At 31.2% G+C, this 19839-nt stretch carries 30 protein-coding genes; 7 read left to right on the top strand and 23 right to left on the bottom strand.

The genetic code is table 11. The annotated features are described in order from the left end of the window. The first annotated feature begins 84 nt into the window (after positions 1–84). The 7 genes from GQS58_RS02985 to GQS58_RS02955 all read left to right on the top strand — a co-directional run bounded on the left by GQS58_RS02985 (position 85) and on the right by GQS58_RS02955 (position 5331). Positions 85–945 (top strand): SPFH domain-containing protein, encoded by an 861-nt coding sequence (locus GQS58_RS02985; protein WP_166382693.1) that lies wholly within the window; start codon positions 85–87, stop codon positions 943–945. A gap of 39 nt (positions 946–984) precedes the next feature. Beyond that, positions 985–1152 (top strand): DUF4177 domain-containing protein, encoded by a 168-nt coding sequence (locus GQS58_RS02980; protein ID WP_166382691.1) that lies wholly within the window; start codon positions 985–987, stop codon positions 1150–1152. A 1-nt stretch (position 1153) separates the two neighbouring features. Beyond that, positions 1154–1654, top strand: coding sequence for a hypothetical protein (locus tag GQS58_RS17030; protein ID WP_205860367.1), 501 nt, complete (start codon positions 1154–1156; stop codon positions 1652–1654). A gap of 1 nt (position 1655) precedes the next feature. Then, a complete protein-coding gene (locus tag GQS58_RS02970; protein WP_166382689.1) occupies positions 1656–2579 on the top strand; it encodes an alpha/beta hydrolase family protein in 924 nt (307 codons plus the stop codon). Position 2580: 1 nt separating this feature from the next. Beyond that, positions 2581–2745, top strand: coding sequence for an Arc family DNA binding domain-containing protein (locus GQS58_RS02965; protein WP_166382687.1), 165 nt, complete (start codon positions 2581–2583; stop codon positions 2743–2745). 544 nt (positions 2746–3289) lie between these two features. Then, positions 3290–4597 (top strand): DUF819 domain-containing protein, encoded by a 1308-nt coding sequence (locus GQS58_RS02960; RefSeq protein ID WP_166382685.1) that lies wholly within the window; start codon positions 3290–3292, stop codon positions 4595–4597. A gap of 38 nt (positions 4598–4635) precedes the next feature. Next, complete coding sequence (locus tag GQS58_RS02955; protein ID WP_166382683.1) at positions 4636–5331, top strand: DUF4369 domain-containing protein; 696 nt, start codon at positions 4636–4638, stop codon at positions 5329–5331. Positions 5332–5502: 171 nt separating this feature from the next. On the opposite strand, the gene GQS58_RS02950 is transcribed toward GQS58_RS02955, so the two are convergent. From GQS58_RS02950 to rpsQ, 23 genes are all read right to left on the bottom strand, one after another. After that, positions 5503–6417, bottom strand: a complete 915-nt coding sequence (locus tag GQS58_RS02950; protein ID WP_166383217.1) for a dimethylarginine dimethylaminohydrolase family protein — start codon at positions 6415–6417, stop codon at positions 5503–5505. A 64-nt stretch (positions 6418–6481) separates the two neighbouring features. Next, positions 6482–7768 carry a citrate synthase gene (locus tag GQS58_RS02945; RefSeq protein WP_166382681.1) on the bottom strand — a complete coding sequence of 429 codons (1287 nt, stop codon included), beginning with the start codon at positions 7766–7768 and terminating at the stop codon, positions 6482–6484. 177 nt (positions 7769–7945) lie between these two features. Continuing rightward, on the bottom strand, positions 7946–9235 hold the full coding sequence (eno, locus tag GQS58_RS02940; protein ID WP_166382679.1) for a phosphopyruvate hydratase: 1290 nt from the start codon (positions 9233–9235) through the stop codon (positions 7946–7948). A gap of 127 nt (positions 9236–9362) precedes the next feature. Then, the gene (carA, locus tag GQS58_RS02935; protein WP_166382676.1) at positions 9363–10481 is read right to left on the bottom strand and encodes a glutamine-hydrolyzing carbamoyl-phosphate synthase small subunit; all 1119 of its coding nucleotides are present in this window, start codon (positions 10479–10481) and stop codon (positions 9363–9365) included. Between the two features lie 92 nt (positions 10482–10573). Continuing rightward, on the bottom strand, positions 10574–11047 hold the full coding sequence (gene rplQ / locus GQS58_RS02930; RefSeq protein ID WP_166382674.1) for a 50S ribosomal protein L17: 474 nt from the start codon (positions 11045–11047) through the stop codon (positions 10574–10576). Between the two features lie 60 nt (positions 11048–11107). Further along, complete coding sequence (locus tag GQS58_RS02925) at positions 11108–12100, bottom strand: DNA-directed RNA polymerase subunit alpha (protein WP_165732609.1); 993 nt, start codon at positions 12098–12100, stop codon at positions 11108–11110. 93 nt (positions 12101–12193) lie between these two features. Continuing rightward, positions 12194–12799 (bottom strand): 30S ribosomal protein S4, encoded by a 606-nt coding sequence (rpsD, locus tag GQS58_RS02920; RefSeq protein WP_166382672.1) that lies wholly within the window; start codon positions 12797–12799, stop codon positions 12194–12196. Positions 12800–12881: 82 nt separating this feature from the next. After that, positions 12882–13265: a 30S ribosomal protein S11 gene (gene rpsK, locus GQS58_RS02915; RefSeq protein WP_036825729.1), complete on the bottom strand. Its 384-nt coding sequence runs from the start codon at positions 13263–13265 to the stop codon at positions 12882–12884. Positions 13266–13342: 77 nt separating this feature from the next. Beyond that, a complete protein-coding gene (rpsM, locus tag GQS58_RS02910) occupies positions 13343–13708 on the bottom strand; it encodes a 30S ribosomal protein S13 (RefSeq protein ID WP_166382670.1) in 366 nt (121 codons plus the stop codon). After that, complete coding sequence (ykgO, locus tag GQS58_RS02905; RefSeq protein WP_004568720.1) at positions 13708–13824, bottom strand: type B 50S ribosomal protein L36; 117 nt, start codon at positions 13822–13824, stop codon at positions 13708–13710. The genes rpsM and ykgO overlap by 1 nt, the downstream gene beginning before the upstream one ends. 13 nt (positions 13825–13837) lie before the next feature. Then, positions 13838–14053 (bottom strand): translation initiation factor IF-1, encoded by a 216-nt coding sequence (infA, locus tag GQS58_RS02900; RefSeq protein WP_004568721.1) that lies wholly within the window; start codon positions 14051–14053, stop codon positions 13838–13840. Between the two features lies 1 nt (position 14054). Beyond that, complete coding sequence (secY, locus tag GQS58_RS02895; RefSeq protein ID WP_166383215.1) at positions 14055–15377, bottom strand: preprotein translocase subunit SecY; 1323 nt, start codon at positions 15375–15377, stop codon at positions 14055–14057. Between the two features lie 13 nt (positions 15378–15390). Then, positions 15391–15840: a 50S ribosomal protein L15 gene (gene rplO / locus GQS58_RS02890; protein WP_166382668.1), complete on the bottom strand. Its 450-nt coding sequence runs from the start codon at positions 15838–15840 to the stop codon at positions 15391–15393. Positions 15841–15853: 13 nt separating this feature from the next. Further along, positions 15854–16036, bottom strand: a complete 183-nt coding sequence (rpmD, locus tag GQS58_RS02885) for a 50S ribosomal protein L30 (protein WP_036783629.1) — start codon at positions 16034–16036, stop codon at positions 15854–15856. Between the two features lie 11 nt (positions 16037–16047). Beyond that, positions 16048–16572 carry a 30S ribosomal protein S5 gene (gene rpsE / locus GQS58_RS02880; protein ID WP_166383213.1) on the bottom strand — a complete coding sequence of 175 codons (525 nt, stop codon included), beginning with the start codon at positions 16570–16572 and terminating at the stop codon, positions 16048–16050. Positions 16573–16575: 3 nt separating this feature from the next. Then, a complete protein-coding gene (gene rplR / locus GQS58_RS02875) occupies positions 16576–16926 on the bottom strand; it encodes a 50S ribosomal protein L18 (protein ID WP_165732605.1) in 351 nt (116 codons plus the stop codon). A gap of 11 nt (positions 16927–16937) precedes the next feature. Further along, positions 16938–17483, bottom strand: a complete 546-nt coding sequence (rplF, locus tag GQS58_RS02870) for a 50S ribosomal protein L6 (protein WP_166382666.1) — start codon at positions 17481–17483, stop codon at positions 16938–16940. Positions 17484–17492: 9 nt separating this feature from the next. Then, positions 17493–17891 (bottom strand): 30S ribosomal protein S8, encoded by a 399-nt coding sequence (gene rpsH / locus GQS58_RS02865; RefSeq protein ID WP_068451535.1) that lies wholly within the window; start codon positions 17889–17891, stop codon positions 17493–17495. Positions 17892–18055: 164 nt separating this feature from the next. Beyond that, complete coding sequence (gene rpsN, locus GQS58_RS02860; protein ID WP_165732603.1) at positions 18056–18325, bottom strand: 30S ribosomal protein S14; 270 nt, start codon at positions 18323–18325, stop codon at positions 18056–18058. Between the two features lie 3 nt (positions 18326–18328). After that, positions 18329–18880, bottom strand: a complete 552-nt coding sequence (rplE, locus tag GQS58_RS02855; protein ID WP_068451529.1) for a 50S ribosomal protein L5 — start codon at positions 18878–18880, stop codon at positions 18329–18331. An 8-nt stretch (positions 18881–18888) separates the two neighbouring features. Further along, complete coding sequence (gene rplX, locus GQS58_RS02850; protein ID WP_068451526.1) at positions 18889–19191, bottom strand: 50S ribosomal protein L24; 303 nt, start codon at positions 19189–19191, stop codon at positions 18889–18891. Between the two features lie 13 nt (positions 19192–19204). Further along, positions 19205–19573, bottom strand: coding sequence for a 50S ribosomal protein L14 (gene rplN / locus GQS58_RS02845; protein ID WP_068451523.1), 369 nt, complete (start codon positions 19571–19573; stop codon positions 19205–19207). 1 nt (position 19574) lies between these two features. Beyond that, positions 19575–19832: a 30S ribosomal protein S17 gene (gene rpsQ, locus GQS58_RS02840; protein WP_065320234.1), complete on the bottom strand. Its 258-nt coding sequence runs from the start codon at positions 19830–19832 to the stop codon at positions 19575–19577. Positions 19833–19839: the final 7 nt, after the last annotated feature.

Here is a 19839-nt window from a genome sequence, read left to right as displayed (position 1 = left end):
ATTATTCTTCACCAAATTTGTAAATCTTAAAAATAATACTATATCTTTACGATATCATTTTAATATCACTTTAAATAAATCTATATGAAAGCAGAAAAAATTATTAAACCAGCAAACGGTTATTTAATGTTATTAATCGTACTACTATTATTTATTGGCGGAATTGTATTATCTGCAATGGAAGAAACAATTGTATATATGATTGTTAGTCTAATTGGCTTTATTGGTTTCTTCGGATTTATTCTTGTAAACCCAAATACTTCTAAGGTAATTTTACTATTTGGTAAATATGTAGGTACTATTAAAGCGAATGGATTGTATTGGGCAAATCCTCTTTATAAGAAAAAAACAATTTCTTTAAGAGCTAGTAATTTCGATTCTGAACGTTTAAAAGTAAACGATAAATTAGGAAATCCGATTATGATTTCTACCATTTTGGTTTGGAGAGTAACAGATACATATAAAGCTGCTTTTGATGTTGATAATTACGAAAACTTTGTACGAGTACAAACAGATGCTGCTGTAAGAAAATTAGCAAGTATGTATCCGTATGATAATTTTGCAGATGAAGGCCATGACGAAGACATTACTTTACGTTCTAGTGTTAACGAAGTTTCTGAAGCTTTAGAAAAAGAAATTGACGAACGTTTAACAATTGCAGGTATTGAAGTTTTAGAAGCAAGAATTGGGTATTTAGCCTATGCTAATGAAATTGCTTCTGCCATGTTAAAAAGACAACAAGCAACTGCAATTGTAGCTGCAAGACATAAAATTGTACAAGGTGCTGTGGAAATGGTAGAAATGGCTTTAAACGAATTAAGTAGAAAACAAATTGTTGAGTTAGATGATGAACGCAAAGCAGGAATGGTAAGTAATTTATTAGTTATTTTGTGTGGAGATAAAGAAGCGTCTCCGGTTGTAAATGCAGGTACTTTGAGTCATTAAAATATCATATATCTAAATAGAAGCCTAAAAAACTAAAATATGAAAGAGTACAAATTTTTAAAACAAAAAATAAGTTGGTCTAACAGCCAGAAAAACTTTGAAGACGAAATAAATGAACACGCTAAACAAGGTTGGCGCGTAATTAATGTATATGCAAATACCAATGGTGGCGTTTATGCCGTTTTGGAAAAAGACAAAAACAGATAAAATGAAAGTTTTTAAAGAAGAACAAAGTTTTAGACAAACTTGGTTAATTGTAGTATTAATTATCGCTTCCATTGTTCCTGTAGCAATGATGATAAAAAAATACTTAAAAGAAGATGCAAATTTGTCTACTCAAGAGTTTTTAATTACAATTGGGGTTATTGTATTATCCGTTTCATTAATTTTCTTTTTTAAACTAACCACTAGAATTGATGAAAAAGGAATTCATTATCAATTTTTTCCTTTACATTTTTCAATAAAATCAATTCCTTGGAATACAATTTCTAAAGCCTATGTAAGAAACTATCAACCTATTACAGAATTTGGTGGTTGGGGCTTAAGAGGTGGTTTTTTCTTTAATAAAGGAAAAGAAAAAGCGGTAAATGTTTCTGGTGATATTGGCATTCAATTAATACTAAAAGATGGAAGAAAATTATTAATCGGAACTCAATTAAAAGAAGAAGCAAAAAGAGTTTTAAAAACTTATAGTTTAAAAATAAATTAATATGATTCGAATAATTACCTATTTAGTAATCACCCTTTTTGGAATATCAGTTTCTTTTGCACAAGTGAAATCTGAAGAAATTTTAATAAAAAATGGAGCAATAGAGCTTCCGGGAACCTTAACTTTTACGAAAGAAAACACGCCTTTAGTAATTTGGATTCATGGATCTGGCCCTATAGACAGAAACGGAAATCAGCCTGCACAAAATGTAAAAGCAAACTATATTAAACAATTTCGAGATTCTATCAATAAAGAAAATATTGCATTTTTTAGTTATGATAAAAGAACGGCAAACAAAAATAATAGCAAGTTATTAGCACATACAAAAATTACAGATTTCACTTTGGATGCAGAAAAAGTAATTTCTTATTTTAAAAATAATAACCGTTTTTCTAAAATTATTTTAGTTGGCCATAGTCAAGGTTCATTAATTGCAATGATGGCTGCTAAAGAAGTTGATAAATATATTTCTATTGCTGGAGCGGGAGAACAGATTGATGAAACCATTATAAAACAAATTACAAAAAACAATGCTCCACTAGGTATTGCTGCCAGGAAACAATTTGATACTTTAAGAGTAAAAGGTAAAATTAAAACTGTTCACCCGTTTTTAATGAGCATATTTGGCAAACCAAATCAGCCTTTTTTATACGATTGGATGCAGTTAAACCCCAAAACCGAGATTAAAAAACTAACTATTCCTGTTTTAATTATTAATGGTGATAAAGATTTACAAGTATCCATAGAAGATGCCCAAATATTACATGCAGCAAATACAAATTCTAAATTAGTGATTATAGAAAACATGAACCATGTTTTAAAAGACATTCAAAAAGAGGAAGACAATATGAAATCTTACTATTCTTCGGAATACCAAATCTCAGATAAACTAATTAAAACCATCAGTTTATTTATAAAAAGATAACATGGCAAAGAAAAAAGCATTCGCGTTGCGAGTTAATGAAGACATGATAAAAGCGATTGAAAAATGGGCTGCAGATGAATTTCGTTCTACAAACGGACAAATAGAATGGATGCTTATGCAAGCACTTAAAAATGCAAAAAGAGAACCCACCAAAAAAGAAGATTAAAAGTAGGTCTTTGAAAAGTACTAAGCAAATATAACATCAACAAGAATATTCCCTTATTATAAGCCTAAGCAGAACCATTTCCTTTAACCAAAGGATTAAAACAACCTAAATATTAATAATAGACGCTCAATTTATATTGAGCGTTTAGTAATTTGTATATTGCCTATTTGATAAAAGTTTGGTAAAACCTATTTTTAGGGTATAATTATGCAAAACAAGAAATTATTAATTAATTTATAGTTTTAGGCTTTTAATTATATAAGCTATAATATATTTACTCTATAACAGATAAATATTACAAAAAAATTGCTGCTGGTTTGCATGAATACTGCTTTTGTCAAGATGTAACTATTTTAGCTAACTTTTTACAAAAATCAACTAAAAGACTTATAATCAACCAGTACAAGCATAAGTATCCTTAAAAAAATAAATGAAAGCCTAAGAATAAAATTAGGCTATTTTTACACAAAATTTTTAAATAGTAATCTTTATAGGTTGCAAGTAGAAATTATTTTAAAAACAGACTTTAAAAAACAATTTAAGTATGACAACACCCACTTTTACAAATGATGCAATCGTTTTTGGAATCTTAATGTTATCACTCGGTTTCGTTTTCTATACAGAAAATATAAAAAGTGGTTTCTGGCATAAGTTTTATAAGATTGTACCTGGTTTATTTATGGCCTATTTTATTCCTGCAATTTTTACTACTGCCGGCATCATATCCCCAGAATGGGAAACCTTAAACACTGCGGGAGAAGTTGTAAAAGGAAAATCGCAATTGTATTATATTTCTAGTCGATTTTTATTGCCTGCTGCCCTAGTTTTAATGACTTTAAGCATCGATTTAAAGGCTATTTTTAACCTAGGTTCTAAAGCATTAATTATGTTTTTTACGGGTACTGTAGGTATTATTATTGGAGGACCAATAGCAATTCTACTAATTTCAATTTTCTCTCCAGAAACGGTTGGAGGTTCTGACTTTGATGCTGTTTGGCGTGGTTTATCTACACTTGCAGGAAGTTGGATTGGTGGTGGTGCAAACCAAACAGCCATGTTAGAAATTTATAAATACAACCCTGCAAAATATGGAGGAATGGTCTTTGTAGATATAGTAGTCGCTAATGTTTGGATGGCTATCTTATTAATAGGAATTGGTAAAAAAGATAAAATAGACAAGTGGTTGGGTGCAGATACTTCTGCCATTGAAGATCTAAAAGATAAAGTATCTTTATTTACTAAAAAAGTAAAAAGGAATCCTTCTGTAACAGACTTTATGATAATTCTTGCTATTGCATTTGGTACCGTTGGTTTAGGTCATTTTACTGCAGCATATTTAAGTGCTTTTTTCAGTGAATTAGTTGCTAGTATAGAATCTGAAACTTGGAGAAACATCTTTACTTTCTTAGGTTCTAGTTTCTTTTGGTTAATTAGTATTTCTACAGTTATTGCAGTACTTTTATCTTTTACAAAAGCAAAAAATTACGAAGGTGCAGGTGCAAGCAAAATTGGAAGTGTATTTATTTATATTTTGGTTGCTACCATTGGTATGAAAATGGATTTAGCAATGATTTTTGATAATGTAGGTTTAATTGCTATTGGCCTTGTTTGGATGTCTATTCATGCTGGATTATTAATTATAGTTGCCAAATTAATTAAAGCTCCTTATTTCTTTTTAGCACTTGGTAGTCAAGCTAATGTTGGTGGTGCAGCTTCTGCACCAATTGTAGCACAAGCATTTCATCCTTCTTTAGCTACTGTTGGTGTTTTGTTAGCCGTTTTTGGGTACGCAATAGGGACAATTGGTGCAATTTTATGTACTATTTTAATGGAATTATCAGCAACACTTTAAAAAAAATGAGCATATTTGCATACGAAAAATATAGATTTATGAAGAAAATTATTACGCTTTTAGTCCTATCAATTTTAATTACGGCATGTTCTTCTAAAAAAGAAGGAAATATGACTGTACAAGGTCAAATTAAAGGTCTTAAAAAAGGAACTCTATACCTTCAAAAAATGAAAGATACATTATTAGTATCTGTAGATTCTGTAAAATTATTAGGTAGTGATAAATTTACTTTAATTGATAATGTAGAATCTCCTGTATTATATTATTTAACATTTGATGGAAATACAAGTGATAAAAGGATTTTATTTTTTGGTGAAAAAGGAATTATTACCATTAATGATAATGTAGAAAATTTTGGTTACGCTCCAAAAATAACAGGCTCTAAAAATCAAGAAATTTTAGATAATTATAATATAATTAAAAATAAATTTCAGGATCAGCGATTAGAATTCATCAAAAAAGATTTTGATGCTAAAAAAGCAAACGACCAAGAATTAGTTACTCAATTAGAGAGAGACTATCAGAATCTTGTAAAAAGAAGAGTTCTATATACTACTAATTTTGCAATTACAAATGCAGGTTTAGAAGTAGCGCCTTACATTGGCTTAACAGAAATGTATGATGCTAGTTTAAAAATGTTAGATACGGTAAACAATTCTTTAACTGATAAAGTAAAAAACTCTGATTACGGAATACGTTTTCAAGAATACTTAAATTCAATCAAAGAAAAATAGTGAAAATATTTTATTCTATTAACTAAAAAAAACGAGCAAATTGCTCGTTTTTTTTAGTTTTAAAAAGTGACAAACAGTCAATTTTAAAATATAGTAAATACATTTCAAACTTCTTTTATCTAAAAAATGATTGCATTTTAAGAACAATTATAAGTAGTTGAAACATATTCTTTAATCTCTAATTAAAGGCAATGTAGAGCATCTAAGCAATCCTTCTTGCTTTGCTATTTGCGAATAGGATACTTCTTCTACGGTAAAACCATTATCTCTAAGCCAGGTATTTAATCTTGTAAAGTTTTTTTCTGAAATAATTACTTCTTCAGAAATTGAAAAAATATTACTATTCATGCTATACATTTCTTCTTTTGTTATTTCAAAAATGTTTTCCTTTCCAAAGAAATCTACTAACCATTCATATTCTCTTTCAATTAAAAAACCATTTTTATGAAGAATAGCTTTGTCTTTTCCTATTGGCTGAAAACAGCAGTCTAAATGCAATGCGTTATCTTTTGCATCTGTATTTGATTTTCTTAACTCAAAAGATTTTACTTTTTTATGAGGAAATAATTCTTGAAGAGAAATTACAGCGTCCATATTAGTACGTGCTGTAATAAAATCTGAATAATCGCTACCAGAATATGTCCCAACAAAAATATACTCATTCCAAGGCATTACATCACCACCTTCTATATGACATTCTTTAGGTAAAACAGCCACTTTTAAAGGGTCTATTTGTGATATTACTTTATCTATTGCCTTATACTCTTTTTCTCTATCTGGAAGAATATTAGCTTCTATAAAAGTATCATCAATAACAAAAGCAATATCTCTGGAAAATATTTGATTGTAATTTTCAATTATATCTGGCCTAAATACTTCTACATTATACTTTTTTAAAACTTCAGCAACAGCTTCCATCTCTAAGTTCATTGCAGATTCTTTAGGGTATGTACCCGCTAAAACATGCTCTATACTTTTAGGGTCATAGCAGTCTTCTACTCTTGGCACACCTCCATTACTTTTGGCAGTACCTAAAATTACAGCCCTTAATCTTGAGGTTTCGTTTTTAATATTTAGTTCTAACATAGATAATATGGATAAAAAAAGCTTCATAAAATATGAAGCTTTGTTTTTGTAAATGTAATAAAATTTATCTTTTTTCTATTTCAACAAATGGTCTGTAATTTTCACCTGTATAAATTTGACGTGGTCTACCTATTGGTTCTTTGTTAAGACGCATTTCTTTCCATTGAGCAATCCAACCTGGTAAACGTCCTAAAGCAAACATTACTGTAAACATTTCTGTTGGTATTCCCATAGCTCTGTAGATTATACCTGAATAGAAATCTACATTAGGGTATAATTTTCTTTCTACAAAATAAGGATCACTTAAAGCTTCTTGCTCTAGACTTCTAGCGATATCTAAAATAGGATCTGTAACACCTAAATCATTTAAAACTTCATCTGCTGCAGCTTTAATAATTTTAGCTCTAGGATCAAAGTTTTTATAAACTCTATGTCCAAACCCCATTAAACGGAAAGAATCATTTTTATCTTTTGCTTTAGCCATGTATTTTTTAGTGTCTCCACCATCAGCTTTTATACCTTCTAACATTTCTAAAACAGCCTGATTAGCTCCACCATGTAATGGTCCCCAAAGTGCAGATATTCCTGCAGAAAGAGATGCAAATAATCCTGCATGAGAAGAACCTACAATTCTTACTGTAGACGTAGAACAGTTTTGCTCATGATCTGCATGTAAAATTAATAATTTATCTAAAGCATCTTTAACAATTGGGTTAATTACAAAATCTTCATTAGGTTGTTTAAACATCATGTACATTAAATTCTCAACGTACCCTAAAGATTTTTTTCCGTAATTTAAGTGCATTCCTTGTTTCTTGCGCATAGTCCAAGCAACTAAAACAGGAAATTTAGCCATAATACGCACAATAGCATTGTACATATCTTCAGTAGACTCTATGTTCACAGAAGATGGATTAAAAGCTGTTAATGCACTTGTTAAAGAAGACAAAACACCCATTGGATGTGCTGTTTTAGGAAAAGCTTCTAATATTTTTCTAACATCATCATCTACTAATGAATGATCTCTAATATCTTTATGAAATTTTTCTAATTGTTCATTAGTTGGTAAATTTCCAAATATTAAAGCGTAAGATACTTCTAAAAAGTCTCCTTTTTCAGCCAATTCTTCAATTGAATAACCTCTATAGCGTAAAATACCTTTTTCACCGTCTAAGAAAGTAATAGCACTTTCACAAGAACCTGTGTTCTTAAAACCAGGATCAATAGTTATCACTCCATTAGTTACTCCTCTTAAAGTTTTAATATCTATGGCTACTTCATTTTCTGTTCCTTTTACAAGTGGAAATTCATAAGATTTATCTCCAATTTGTAATTTAGCTGTATCTGACATTTAATGATGATTTTTTAGTATTGTTAAGTTTGACGAAGATACCAAATTTTCGAGCATTTTAAAAGGGTCTAGTAATAGATTTTAGAAATTTTAAAATAAAAGTAATTTATATGAATATAAAACAAAAAAAACCTCATAATTTCTTATGAGGTAGTATTATATTTAAAAAAAATATTTTTATAGGTTAAAAGCTTTTAAACCTGGAAAATAAGCAGTTGCTCCTAATTCTTCTTCAATACGTAATAATTGGTTGTATTTTGCCATTCTATCAGAACGAGAAGCAGAACCAGTTTTTATTTGTCCACAGTTTAATGCTACTGCTAAATCTGCAATAGTATTATCTTCTGTTTCACCAGATCTATGAGACATTACTGAAGTATAACCTGCATTTTTAGCCATATTTACAGCTGCAATAGTTTCTGTTAAACTACCAATTTGGTTTACTTTAATTAAGATAGAGTTTGCAATACCGTTTTCAATACCCTTAGATAAACGTTCTACATTAGTTACAAATAAATCATCACCAACTAATTGTACTTTATCTCCAATTAATTCTGTTAAATATTTTGTACCATCCCAATCATTTTCATCCATTCCATCCTCAATAGAGATAATAGGATATTTTACAGTCAATTCAGCTAAATAATCTGCTTGTTCTTTACTTGAACGGATAACACCTTTATCACCTTCAAATTTTGTGTAATCATATTTACCATTCACATAAAATTCTGCAGCAGCACAATCTAATGCAATTTTAATTTCTTCACCAAAAACATAACCAGCATTTTTAACTGCTAATGCGATAGTTTCAATAGCATCTTCTGTACCTCCTGGTAAATTTGGTGCAAAACCACCTTCATCTCCAACAGCAGTTGATAAATTTCTATCGTGTAAAACCTTTTTAAGATTATGAAAAATTTCAGAACCCATTTTCATTGCTTCTGTAAATGTTTTTGCCTTAACTGGCATAATCATAAATTCTTGAAATGCAATTGGAGCATCAGAATGAGAACCACCATTAATGATATTCATCATTGGTAATGGTAAAGTATTAGCAGAAACACCACCTACATATCTATATAAAGGCATTCCTAACTCGTTAGCAGCAGCTTTAGCAGCAGCCAAAGAAACTCCTAAAATAGCATTAGCTCCTAAATTAGATTTATTTGGAGTACCGTCTAAATCAATCATTAATTGATCAATAGTATTTTGCTCAAAAACAGAAGTTCCTAACAATTCTGGTGCAATAATATTATTTACATTAGATACTGCTGTTAAAACACCTTTACCCATGTAATCTTTACCACCATCACGTAATTCTACTGCTTCGTGCTCTCCTGTAGAAGCTCCAGAAGGAACTGCTGCTCTACCTAAAATTCCATTTTCTGTAGTTACATCTACTTCAACTGTTGGATTACCTCTTGAATCAAAAATTTGACGTGCGTGAACGCTAATTATTATACTCATTATATTTATTATTTAATTAATTTATGTCTTTAATTTATACTGCTAATTTACAAAAAACCACTCATAAATGAGTGGTTTTAAATAGTTACTTACGAAAACGTTTTCAGTTGAATCAAATTAACGAATGTTAACTTATCACTGATTTAGCTTCCTTAATATTTTTTATAAATTGATCAAATAAATACTCAGAATCGTGCGGTCCTGGGCTTGCTTCTGGGTGGTATTGTACAGAAAAAACATTCTTATTTTTCATACGAATACCAGCAACAGTATGATCATTTAAATGTACATGTGTAATTTCTACATTGTTATTAGCTTCCGTTTCTTCTCTATTGATAGCAAAACCATGATTTTGAGAAGTAATTTCTCCTTTACCAGTCAATAAGTTTTTTACAGGGTGATTAATTCCTCTATGACCATTGTGCATTTTATAGGTAGAAATTCCATTAGCTAAAGCAATCACCTGATGACCTAAACAGATACCAAATAATGGTAAATTTCTTTTTATAATTTCTTTAGCCACTTCTTGCGCTTCAATTAATGGTTCTGGATCTCCAGGTCCATTAGAAATAAAATAACCATCAGGATTAAAAGCAGATAAATCCTCAAATTTAGCGTTGTAAGGAAACACTTTTATATAAGCTCCTCTTTTTACTAAGTTTCTTAAAATATTCTTTTTAATACCAATATCTAAAGCAGATATTTTAATTTCAGAATTCTCATCACCTACAAAATAAGGTTCTTTTGTAGATACTTTAGAAGCCAACTCTAAGCCTTCCATAATAGGTACAGCAGATAACTGTTTTTTTAATGCTTCAATATTATCTACATCTGTAGATATAATAGCATTCATTGCTCCATTATCTCTAATATAAGCTACTAATGCTCTAGTATCAACATCAGAAATAGCAACAAGATTATGCTTTGTAAACCAATCTTTTAAATTACCATTAGAATCTACTCTAGAATGTGTAAAACTAAAATTTCTACAAATTAAACCTGAAATTTTTATTCCATCAGATTCAACTTCATTATCATTTACCCCATAATTACCAATATGAGCATTTGTTGCAACCATTAATTGACCAAAATATGAAGGGTCTGTAAAAATTTCTTGATATCCTGTCATACCTGTATTAAAACAGATTTCTCCAGTAGAAGTTCCTTCGATTCCTACGGATTTACCATAAAAAATTGTTCCATCTGCTAATAAGACAAGCGCCTTTTTTCGTGTTTGATATTTCATTGATAGTTGTTGTGTTTCTTAGTACAAAAATATAAAAAAAGGGATAAACGTAAACGCTTATCCCTTTATATAAATTAAAAAATTTTCATTTTTTATTCTTCAGATTTTTCTTCTGTTGCTGTTCCTTCTACCTGTGGAGTATCTGCTTTTTTGCTTTTTCCTCTACGTGTAGTTTTCTTAGCTTTTTTACCATTAGGATTGTAAATTTCGTTGTAATCAACTAATTCTACCATTGCCATAGGAGCATTATCCCCTTGACGATTTCCTAACTTAATAATACGAAGATAACCTCCTGGTCTATCTGCAACTTTTACAGAGATTTCTTTAAATAATTCTGTAACTGCATATTTATCACGTAAGTGAGAAAATACAACACGTCTGTTGTGAGTAGTATCACTTTTAGACTTTGTTATTAATGGTTCTGCAAAAACTCTTAATGCTTTTGCTTTAGCCACTGTAGTGTTAATACGTTTATGTTCTATTAAAGAACATGTCATATTAGCTAACATTGCCTTTCTGTGTGAAGTAGTTCTTCCTAAATGATTATGCTTTTTTCCGTGTCTCATGACCTTTGTTTTATAATTTCATCTTGCATCAACTCGTTATGAGGAGCAAATTATGAAAAATTAATCTCTATCTAATTTGTATTTTGTTAAATCCATACCGAAACTTAAACCTTTAACAATCACTAATTCTTCTAGCTCTGTTAATGATTTTTTACCAAAGTTTCTAAACTTCATTAAATCACTTTTGTTAAAAGAAACTAAATCTCCTAATGTATCTACTTCTGCAGCTTTTAAACAATTTAAAGCTCTAACAGATAAATCCATATCGATTAATCTAGTTTTTAATAACTGACGCATATGTAATGACTCTTCATCATACGTTTCTGTTTGTGCAATTTCATCTGCCTCTAAAGTGATACGCTCATCAGAGAATAACATAAAGTGGTGTATTAATATTTTTGCAGCCTCAGTTAATGCATCTTTTGGATTGATTGATCCATCAGTATCGATATCGAAAACTAATTTCTCATAATCCGTTTTTTGTTCTACACGAAAATTTTCGATTGCATACTTTACATTCTTAATTGGTGTGTAGATAGAATCTGTAAAGATTGTTCCTATAGGTGCTGAAGCTTTTTTATTTTCTTCTGCAGGCACAAATCCTCTACCTTTTTCTATAGTAATTTCTGCATTTAACTTTACAGACTTATCCATGTTACAAATTACTAAATCTGGATTCAATACTTGAAAACCAGAGATAAATTTCTGTAAGTCTCCTGCAGTAAACTGCTCTTGACCAGATAATGAAATAGATACAGTTTCTCTATCTGTTTCTTCTATTTGTTTCTTAAAACGAACTTGTTTTAAGTTTAAAATAATTTCTGTAACGTCTTCTACAACTCCAGATACAGTAGAAAATTCATGCTCTACACCATCAATTCTTAATGATGTAATTGCAAACCCCTCTAAAGAAGATAAAAGAACTCTTCTTAAAGCGTTTCCTATTGTTAAACCAAAACCTGGTTCTAAAGGTCTAAACTCAAATCTACCTGTAAAATCAGTAGATTCAATCATAATAACCTTATCTGGTTTTTGAAAATTTAAAATTGCCATTCTCTTCGTTTTAATTGTTACTCGGTTGCGCGGTTTATAAACGTGAAGAAATGTTTATAAACCCTTTGGCCGAATTTCAATGTGATTAATTTATTACTTAGAATATAATTCTACGATTAATTGTTCTTTGATGTTTTCTGGAATTTGTAATCTTTCTGGTGCTTTTACAAAAGTTCCAGATTTAGTATCTGTGTTCCAAGTTAACCATTCGAAAACATTGCTGTTAGAAGCTAATGCATTTTCAATAGCACTTAAAGATTTAGATTTCTCTCTTACAGCTACAACATCTCCTTCATTTAAACTATAAGAAGGTATGTTAACTATTTCTCCATTAACAGTAATGTGTCTGTGAGAAACTAATTGACGAGCTCCACTTCTAGAGTTAGAAACACCCATTCTGTAAACAACGTTATCTAAACGAGATTCACATAATTGTAATAAGATTTCACCTGTAATCCCAGAAGCAGCTTGTGCTTGTTTAAACAAGTTACTGAATTGACGCTCTAAAATACCATAAGTATATTTCGCTTTTTGCTTCTCCATTAATTGAGTTGCATATTCAGATTTCTTTCCTCTTCTTCTTGCATTTCCATGCTGTCCTGGAGGGAAATTTCTTTTTTCGAAGTTTTTATCTTCTCCAAAAATTGCTTCACCAAACTTACGAGCAATTTTAGTTTTTGGTCCTGTATATCTTGCCATTTCTTTTGTTGTTATAGATAGGGATTATGAATTAAGGCTTTCTCCTTCGATAATCTTGTTCCTATCAAGTTAAAAAATTAAATTATACTCTTCTTCTCTTCGGTGGACGACATCCATTATGAGGAATAGGTGTAACATCAATAATTTCTGTTACTTCAATACCTGCATTATGAATAGATCTAATAGCAGATTCTCTACCATTACCCGGTCCTTTTACATACACTTTTACTTTACGTAAACCTGCTTCTTTTGCAACGTTTGCACAATCTTCTGCGGCTAATTGAGCTGCATATGGAGTATTCTTTTTAGAACCTCTAAAACCCATTTTACCTGCAGATGACCAAGAAATAACGTCACCTTTTTTATTTGTTAAAGAAATAATGATGTTGTTAAAAGATGCAGTTACGTGCGCCTCTCCAATAGCATCAATTATTACTTTACGCTTTTTTGAACTTGCTTTTGCCATAATTTTTCAGTTTTAGTAATTTAGTTTTCTAACTTTATAGTCAAGACTATTATTAGATCTTTATTACTTTATCTAACTTATTTTTTCTTGTTAGCTACAGTTTTTCTCTTACCTTTTCTTGTACGAGAGTTATTCTTAGTTCTTTGTCCTCTTAAAGGAAGACCAAGTCTATGACGAATACCTCTTTGACAACCGATATCCATCAAACGTTTGATGTTAATCTGTACCTCAGAACGTAGTTCACCTTCAATAGTGAAAGATCCTACTTGTTCTCTAATTGCTGCGATTTGATCATCTGTCCAGTCTTGAACTTTAATGCTCTCATCTACTTTTGCTTCTGCTAGAACTTTAATTGCTCTGCTGCTTCCTATACCAAAGATGTAAGTTAATGCGATAACACCTCTTTTATTCTTTGGAATATCAATACCTGCTATTCTTGCCATTACCCTTGTCTTTGTTTAAATCTAGGATTTTGTTTATTAATCACGTATAATCTACCTTTCCTGCGAACTATTTTGCAGTCGGCACTTCTTTTTTTAACTGATGCTCTAACTTTCATCTGTTTTGTTTTTTTAGTATCTGTAAGTAATTCTTGCCTTTGATAAATCGTATGGGCTCATTTCTAATTTTACCTTATCTCCAGGTAATAATTTGATATAATGCATACGCATTTTACCAGAAATGTGTGCCGTAACAATATGTCCATTTTCTAATTCTACACGAAACATTGCATTAGATAATGCTTCTGTAATTGTTCCGTCTTGCTGAATTGCTGATTGTTTAGCCATATTATTTATTCGATTTTCTGTTGCTATTTCCCGCTTTCATTAAACCATCATAATGACGATTTAATAAGTACGAATTAATTTGTTGCAACGTATCAATTGCAACTCCAACCATAATTATTAATGATGTACCACCATAAAACATGGCCCAACTCTGTTGTACTCCAAACTGAACTACAATTGATGGTAAGATTGATAATGCTGCTAAAAATAACGATCCTGGGAACGTAATTCTAGATAATACAGAATCTAATCTATCTGCTGTGTCTTTTCCTGGTCTAATTCCTGGTATAAAACCACCACTTCTTTTTAAATCATCCGCCATTTTATTCGTAGGAATAGTAATAGCAGTATAGAAATAACTAAAAATGACAATTAACAATGCAAAAATAACATTGTACCATAAACCATTCATATCCTGTAAACTAGCAATTGCTGGAAATCTCTGAGCCAAAGCAACTGGTAAAAACATAATTGCTTGAGCAAAGATAATAGGCATAACACCTGCTGCATTTAACTTCAAAGGAATATAATCTCTTGAACCTGCAACGTTTTGAACATTTCCTACAACTGTTCTTCTAGCATATTGAACTGCAATCTTTCGAACCGCAGTAACTAATAGCACAGTTAATAAAATTACTACAAACCAAACAATCATTTCTATTAAAACCATCATAATACCACCTGCACCCGCATTTGTTGTTTTAGCAACAAACTCTTGTAAAAATGCAGCTGGAAAGTTAGCAATAATACCTACAGTAATTAATAATGAAATACCATTACCAACACCTTTGTCTGTAATACGCTCACCTAACCACATTGCAAAAATTGTTCCGGCGGTTAAAATGATAATTGATGATACCCAAAAAGTAGCTCCACTTACTAAAAAAGCCTCTGGTCCTAAACCAAATTGAGTTTTAATAGCAGTAATATACGTAGGTGCTTGCACTAACGTAATACCTATTGTTAACCATCTTGTTATTTGTGTAATTTTTTTACGTCCACTTTCGCCATCTTTTTGAAGTTTTTGTAAATAAGGAACCGCAATTCCCATTAACTGAACAACAATAGACGCTGAAATATAAGGCATAATACCAAGTGCCATTACTGACGCTCTAGCAAATGCTCCTCCTGTAAATGCATTCAATAAACCTAAAAGACCTCCAGAAGTACTCTCTTTTAAAGCTGAAAGTTGTAATGGATCTATTCCTGGTAATGGAACAGAAGCCATAAAACGATACACAGCTATTAAACCGATTGTAAGAAGAATTTTATTTTTCAACTCCTCAATACTGAAAATCTCTTTTAATCTATTAATAAAATTCATCATTTACGGGATGTTATAAAGTAACAGCTTCTCCTCCAGCCGCTTCGATAGCTGCTTTTGCTGTTGCTGTAAATTTATGTACAGTTATATTTAATTTAGCTTTTAACTCACCACTCCCTAATATTTTAATTAAGTCGTTTTTCCTTGCCAATCTATTAGCAATTAAAGTATCTAAAGTAACTGTATCTGTTATCTTTCCACTATCAACTAAAGATTGTAATTTATCGATATTGATACCTTGATATTCAACACGATTAATATTTGTGAAACCAAATTTTGGTACACGTCTTTGAAGCGGCATTTGCCCTCCCTCAAAACCAATCTTTTTAGAATAACCAGAACGAGATTTCTGTCCGTTGTGACCTCTTGTAGCGGTACCACCTTTTCCAGATCCTTCACCCCTTGCAATTCTTTTTCCTTTTTTAATGGAACCTTCTGCCGGTGTTAAATTATGTAAACTCATTTTTTTAAATATCTTATTTAATTTCTTCGAAAGAAACTAAGTGTTTAACTGTATTTACCATACCAACTATAGAAGGAGTTGCCTCATGCTCTACAGTTTGGTTCATTTTACGTAAACCTAATGCCTCTAAAGTTCTCTTTTGACTTTGTAGACGTCCGATTTGACTTTTTACTTGTGTAACTTTTATTCTTGCCATCGTTCTTAGGTTTATCCGTTAAATACTTTGTCTAAAGAAATCCCTCTTTGTTTAGCAATACCTGCTGCACTACGTAATTGTAATAAAGCATTAAAAGTTGCCTTAACTACGTTATGAGGATTTGATGATCCTTGAGATTTTGATAATACATCATGAATACCAACTGACTCTAGTACGTGCCTTACAGCACCACCAGCAATAACTCCAGTACCATGAGATGCAGGCTTAAGAAAAACTTTAGCTCCACCAAATTTACCTTTTTGTTCATGAGGTAAAGTTGCATCTAAAATAGGAATTCTAACTAAATTTTTCTTTGCGTCTTCAATTGCTTTTGCAATTGCAGATGCAACATCTTTAGATTTACCTAAACCATGTCCAACAACACCATTACTATCTCCAACAACTACGATTGCAGAGAAACCAAATGCTCTACCACCTTTTGTTACTTTAGTAACACGTTGTACTCCTACTAATCTATCTACAAGATCTAACCCACTAGGTTTTACTCTTTCTACGTTTTTATATCCTTGCATAATTTCTTAAAATTTTAAACCCGCTTCTCTTGCAGCGTCTGCTAATACTTTAACTCTACCGTGATATAAATACCCGTTTCTATCGAAAGCGATTGTTTCAACTCCTGCTTTAGTAGCTTTTTCAGCGATTAATTTACCAACTGCTGTAGCTGCCTCGATTTTAGTACTTGCGTTTATTTCTTTATTTCTAGATGAAACTGAAGCTAATGTCACTCCGTTTACATCGTCTACTAATTGAGCGTAAATCTCCTTGTTACTTCTGTAAACCGATAATCTTGGTTTAGTAGCAGTACCAGAAACAATTTTTCTAATTCTACGCTTAATTCTAGCTCTTCTTTGTAGCTTTGATAATGCCATAATGCTATATATTATGCAGATTTACCTGCTTTTCTTCTTAATATTTCACCAACAAACTTAACTCCTTTACCTTTATAAGGCTCTGGTGCTCTGAAAGAACGAATCTTTGCAGCTATTTGACCAACTAATTGTTTGTCAAATGAAGATAATTTAATGATCGGGTTTTTCCCTTTCTCAGATACTGTTTCTATTTTAACTTCTGGAGCTATCTCTAGAACAATATTATGAGAGAAACCTAAAGCTAAATCTAATTTTTGTCCTTGATTAGATGCTCTATAACCTACACCTACCAATTCTAAATCTTTAGTCCAACCTTTACTTACACCTTCAATCATATTTGCGATTAAAGCTCTCATTAAACCATGTTGTGCTTTATGGTCTTTACTTTCTGATGCTCTATCTAAAGTGATAATACCATCTTCAATTGATACTGTAATTCCTTTAGAAATAGTCTGAGTTAACTCACCTAATTTCCCTTTAACAGTAACAACATTGTCTTTTACGTTAACATCTACACCTTGTGAAATGCTAACAGGATTTTTTCCAATTCTACTCATTTCTATAGATTAATAAACATAACATAAAACTTCTCCTCCAACATTCTCTTGACGTGCTTTTTTGTTTGTCATTACACCCTTAGATGTAGAAACAATAGCAATTCCAAGTCCGTTTAATACTCTTGGCATCTCTGTAGAGCCAACATATTTACGTAAACCTGGTGTACTGATTCGTTGAATCTTTCTAATTACTGATTCTTTTGTTTCTCTTTCGTACTTTAAAGCGATCTTAATTGTCCCTTGAACTTTATCGTCATTGAACTGGTAGCTTAAAATATACCCTTGATCAAACAAAATTTTAGTCATTTCCTTCTTCAAGTTTGAAGCCGGAATTTCCACTACTCTGTGTCCTGCTGCGATTGCATTTCTTACTCTAGTAAGAAAATCCGCGATTGGATCTGTATACATATTTATATAAAATTGCGATTACGGTTTTCAAATATCTCTATTTATGCTACAGATTTCTCTGTGATAAATGAACCTATAATCAGTTAAAATTCTTATACTCAAAAAAAATAGAGCGTGCAAAGATACACATTCTATTTTTATATTTGAGCTTTATTTAAAATTATCTACCAAGATGCCTTTTTAACACCTGGTATTAAACCTTGATTGGCCATTTCTCTAAAAGTAACACGAGATAAACCAAATTGTCTCATATATCCTTTTGGACGTCCAGTTAATTTACATCTATTATGCATTCTAACTGGTGAAGCGTTTTTAGGTAATTTTTGCAATGCATCATAGTCTCCAGCTTCTTTTAAAGCTTTTCTCTTTTCAGCATATTTTGCAACAGTTGCTGCTCTCTTACGCTCACGCGCTTTCATTGATTCTTTAGCCATTTCTTAATTTTTTTTGAATGGTAAACCTAATTCTCCTAATAATGATTTAGCTTCTTTATCAGTAGCTGCAGATGTTACAAATGTAATATCCATTCCACTAATTTTTTTAACTTGATCAATATTAATCTCTGGGTAGATGATTTGTTCAGTAATACCTAAATTGTAATTACCTCTTCCATCAAAACCATTAGCTTTTATACCGTTAAAGTCTCTTACACGTGGTAAAGAAGCGGTAACTAATCTATCTAAAAATTCATACATTTTATCTCCACGTAAAGTAACTTTAACACCAATTGGCATTCCTTTACGTAATTTAAATGCAGCAATATCTTTTTTAGACATTGTAGAAACAGCCTTTTGACCAGTAATTTTAGTCAACTCTTCTAAAGCATAATCTATTAATTTCTTATCTGCAATTGCAGCACCAACACCTTTAGAAACAACTATTTTTTCTAATTTTGGCACTTGCATTACATTCTTATAACTGAATTCTTCAGTAAGAGCACTTATAACTCTTTCCTTGTATTCTGCTTTTAATCTTGGTACGTAACTCATGATTATTCTTATTTTTTAGTTTTTTTAGAGACTCTAGTCTTAGTATCTCCATCAACCTTATAACCTACTCTCACAGCTACACCATCTTCTACTAACATTAAGTTAGATATATGAAGTGAAGCTTCTTTCTTTACAATACCACCTTGAGGGTTTTGAGCGCTAGGTTTAGTGTGCTTAGAAACTAAGTTAACACCTTCTACTAAAACTCTATCCTTCTCTTTAATGATTTGTAAAACCTTTCCTTCAGATCCTTTATGATCTCCTGCAATTACTTTTACAGTATCTCCTGATTTTAATTTGAACTTCTTCATCTTGTATAATGATTTAAAGCACTTCAGGTGCTAATGATACTATTTTCATGAATTGTTTCTCACGAAGCTCACGTGCAACAGGTCCAAATACACGAGTTCCTCTCATCTCCTCTGTAGGATTTAAAAGTACACAAGCGTTATCATCAAATCTGATGTATGATCCGTCTTTACGTCTTACTTCTTTCTTCGTTCTCACAACAACTGCTCTAGATACTTGACCTTTTTTTACAGTTCCGTTTGGAGTTGCAGATTTAACAGCTACTACAATCTTGTCTCCAATACTTGCGTAACGTTTTCTTGTTCCTCCTAAAACTCTAATCACTAAAACTTCTTTTGCTCCAGTGTTATCTGCGACTTTTAATCTTGATTCTGTCTGTAACATATTATTTAGCTCTTTCTAGGATTTCTACTAATCTCCAACGTTTAGATTTACTCATAGGTCTTGTTTCCATGATCCTAACAGTATCTCCTTCGTTGCAATCATTCTGTTCGTCGTGTGCAACATACTTCTTCGTCTTTAATACGAATTTACCGTACATTGGGTGCTTTACTCTCTTAGTTTCTGCAACAACAATAGATTTTTCCATTTTGTTACTAGAAACAACACCAATTCTCTCTTTTCTAAGATTTCTTTTTTCCATCTTTAAA

It is taken from the genome of Polaribacter sp. 11A2H, assembly GCF_011379025.1.
Classification (GTDB): Bacteria; Bacteroidota; Bacteroidia; order Flavobacteriales; family Flavobacteriaceae; genus Polaribacter.
Note: the sequence above shows the minus strand (reverse complement) of the source record. Positions and strands in the feature narration are given on the sequence as shown.

What these genes read in the sequence shown, in the direction of transcription:
- GQS58_RS02985 (WP_166382693.1), top strand. Translation starts at nt 85, where the DNA reads ATGAAAGCAGAAAAAATTATTAAACCAGCAAACGGTTATTTAATGTTA.
- GQS58_RS02980 (WP_166382691.1), top strand. Translation starts at nt 985, where the DNA reads ATGAAAGAGTACAAATTTTTAAAACAAAAAATAAGTTGGTCTAACAGC.
- GQS58_RS17030 (WP_205860367.1), top strand. Translation starts at nt 1,154, where the DNA reads ATGAAAGTTTTTAAAGAAGAACAAAGTTTTAGACAAACTTGGTTAATT.
- GQS58_RS02970 (WP_166382689.1), top strand. Translation starts at nt 1,656, where the DNA reads ATGATTCGAATAATTACCTATTTAGTAATCACCCTTTTTGGAATATCA.
- GQS58_RS02965 (WP_166382687.1), top strand. Translation starts at nt 2,581, where the DNA reads ATGGCAAAGAAAAAAGCATTCGCGTTGCGAGTTAATGAAGACATGATA.
- GQS58_RS02960 (WP_166382685.1), top strand. Translation starts at nt 3,290, where the DNA reads ATGACAACACCCACTTTTACAAATGATGCAATCGTTTTTGGAATCTTA.
- GQS58_RS02955 (WP_166382683.1), top strand. Translation starts at nt 4,636, where the DNA reads ATGAAGAAAATTATTACGCTTTTAGTCCTATCAATTTTAATTACGGCA.
- GQS58_RS02950 (WP_166383217.1), bottom strand. Translation starts at nt 6,417, where the DNA reads ATGTTAGAACTAAATATTAAAAACGAAACCTCAAGATTAAGGGCTGTA.
- GQS58_RS02945 (WP_166382681.1), bottom strand. Translation starts at nt 7,768, where the DNA reads ATGTCAGATACAGCTAAATTACAAATTGGAGATAAATCTTATGAATTT.
- eno (WP_166382679.1), bottom strand. Translation starts at nt 9,235, where the DNA reads ATGAGTATAATAATTAGCGTTCACGCACGTCAAATTTTTGATTCAAGA.
- carA (WP_166382676.1), bottom strand. Translation starts at nt 10,481, where the DNA reads ATGAAATATCAAACACGAAAAAAGGCGCTTGTCTTATTAGCAGATGGA.
- rplQ (WP_166382674.1), bottom strand. Translation starts at nt 11,047, where the DNA reads ATGAGACACGGAAAAAAGCATAATCATTTAGGAAGAACTACTTCACAC.
- GQS58_RS02925 (WP_165732609.1), bottom strand. Translation starts at nt 12,100, where the DNA reads ATGGCAATTTTAAATTTTCAAAAACCAGATAAGGTTATTATGATTGAA.
- rpsD (WP_166382672.1), bottom strand. Translation starts at nt 12,799, where the DNA reads ATGGCAAGATATACAGGACCAAAAACTAAAATTGCTCGTAAGTTTGGT.
- rpsK (WP_036825729.1), bottom strand. Translation starts at nt 13,265, where the DNA reads ATGGCAAAAGCAAGTTCAAAAAAGCGTAAAGTAATAATTGATGCTATT.
- rpsM (WP_166382670.1), bottom strand. Translation starts at nt 13,708, where the DNA reads ATGGCAAGAATAGCAGGTATTGATATTCCAAAGAATAAAAGAGGTGTT.
- ykgO (WP_004568720.1), bottom strand. Translation starts at nt 13,824, where the DNA reads ATGAAAGTTAGAGCATCAGTTAAAAAAAGAAGTGCCGACTGCAAAATA.
- infA (WP_004568721.1), bottom strand. Translation starts at nt 14,053, where the DNA reads ATGGCTAAACAATCAGCAATTCAGCAAGACGGAACAATTACAGAAGCA.
- secY (WP_166383215.1), bottom strand. Translation starts at nt 15,377, where the DNA reads ATGAATTTTATTAATAGATTAAAAGAGATTTTCAGTATTGAGGAGTTG.
- rplO (WP_166382668.1), bottom strand. Translation starts at nt 15,840, where the DNA reads ATGAGTTTACATAATTTAACACCGGCAGAAGGTTCCATTAAAAAAGGA.
- rpmD (WP_036783629.1), bottom strand. Translation starts at nt 16,036, where the DNA reads ATGGCAAGAATAAAAGTTACACAAGTAAAAAGTCAAATCGGACGTCTA.
- rplR (WP_165732605.1), bottom strand. Translation starts at nt 16,926, where the DNA reads ATGGCATTATCAAAGCTACAAAGAAGAGCTAGAATTAAGCGTAGAATT.
- rplF (WP_166382666.1), bottom strand. Translation starts at nt 17,483, where the DNA reads ATGAGTAGAATTGGAAAAAATCCTGTTAGCATTTCACAAGGTGTAGAT.
- rpsH (WP_068451535.1), bottom strand. Translation starts at nt 17,891, where the DNA reads ATGTATACAGATCCAATCGCGGATTTTCTTACTAGAGTAAGAAATGCA.
- rpsN (WP_165732603.1), bottom strand. Translation starts at nt 18,325, where the DNA reads ATGGCTAAAGAATCAATGAAAGCGCGTGAGCGTAAGAGAGCAGCAACT.
- rplE (WP_068451529.1), bottom strand. Translation starts at nt 18,880, where the DNA reads ATGAGTTACGTACCAAGATTAAAAGCAGAATACAAGGAAAGAGTTATA.
- rplX (WP_068451526.1), bottom strand. Translation starts at nt 19,191, where the DNA reads ATGAAGAAGTTCAAATTAAAATCAGGAGATACTGTAAAAGTAATTGCA.
- rplN (WP_068451523.1), bottom strand. Translation starts at nt 19,573, where the DNA reads ATGTTACAGACAGAATCAAGATTAAAAGTCGCAGATAACACTGGAGCA.
- rpsQ (WP_065320234.1), bottom strand. Translation starts at nt 19,832, where the DNA reads ATGGAAAAAAGAAATCTTAGAAAAGAGAGAATTGGTGTTGTTTCTAGT.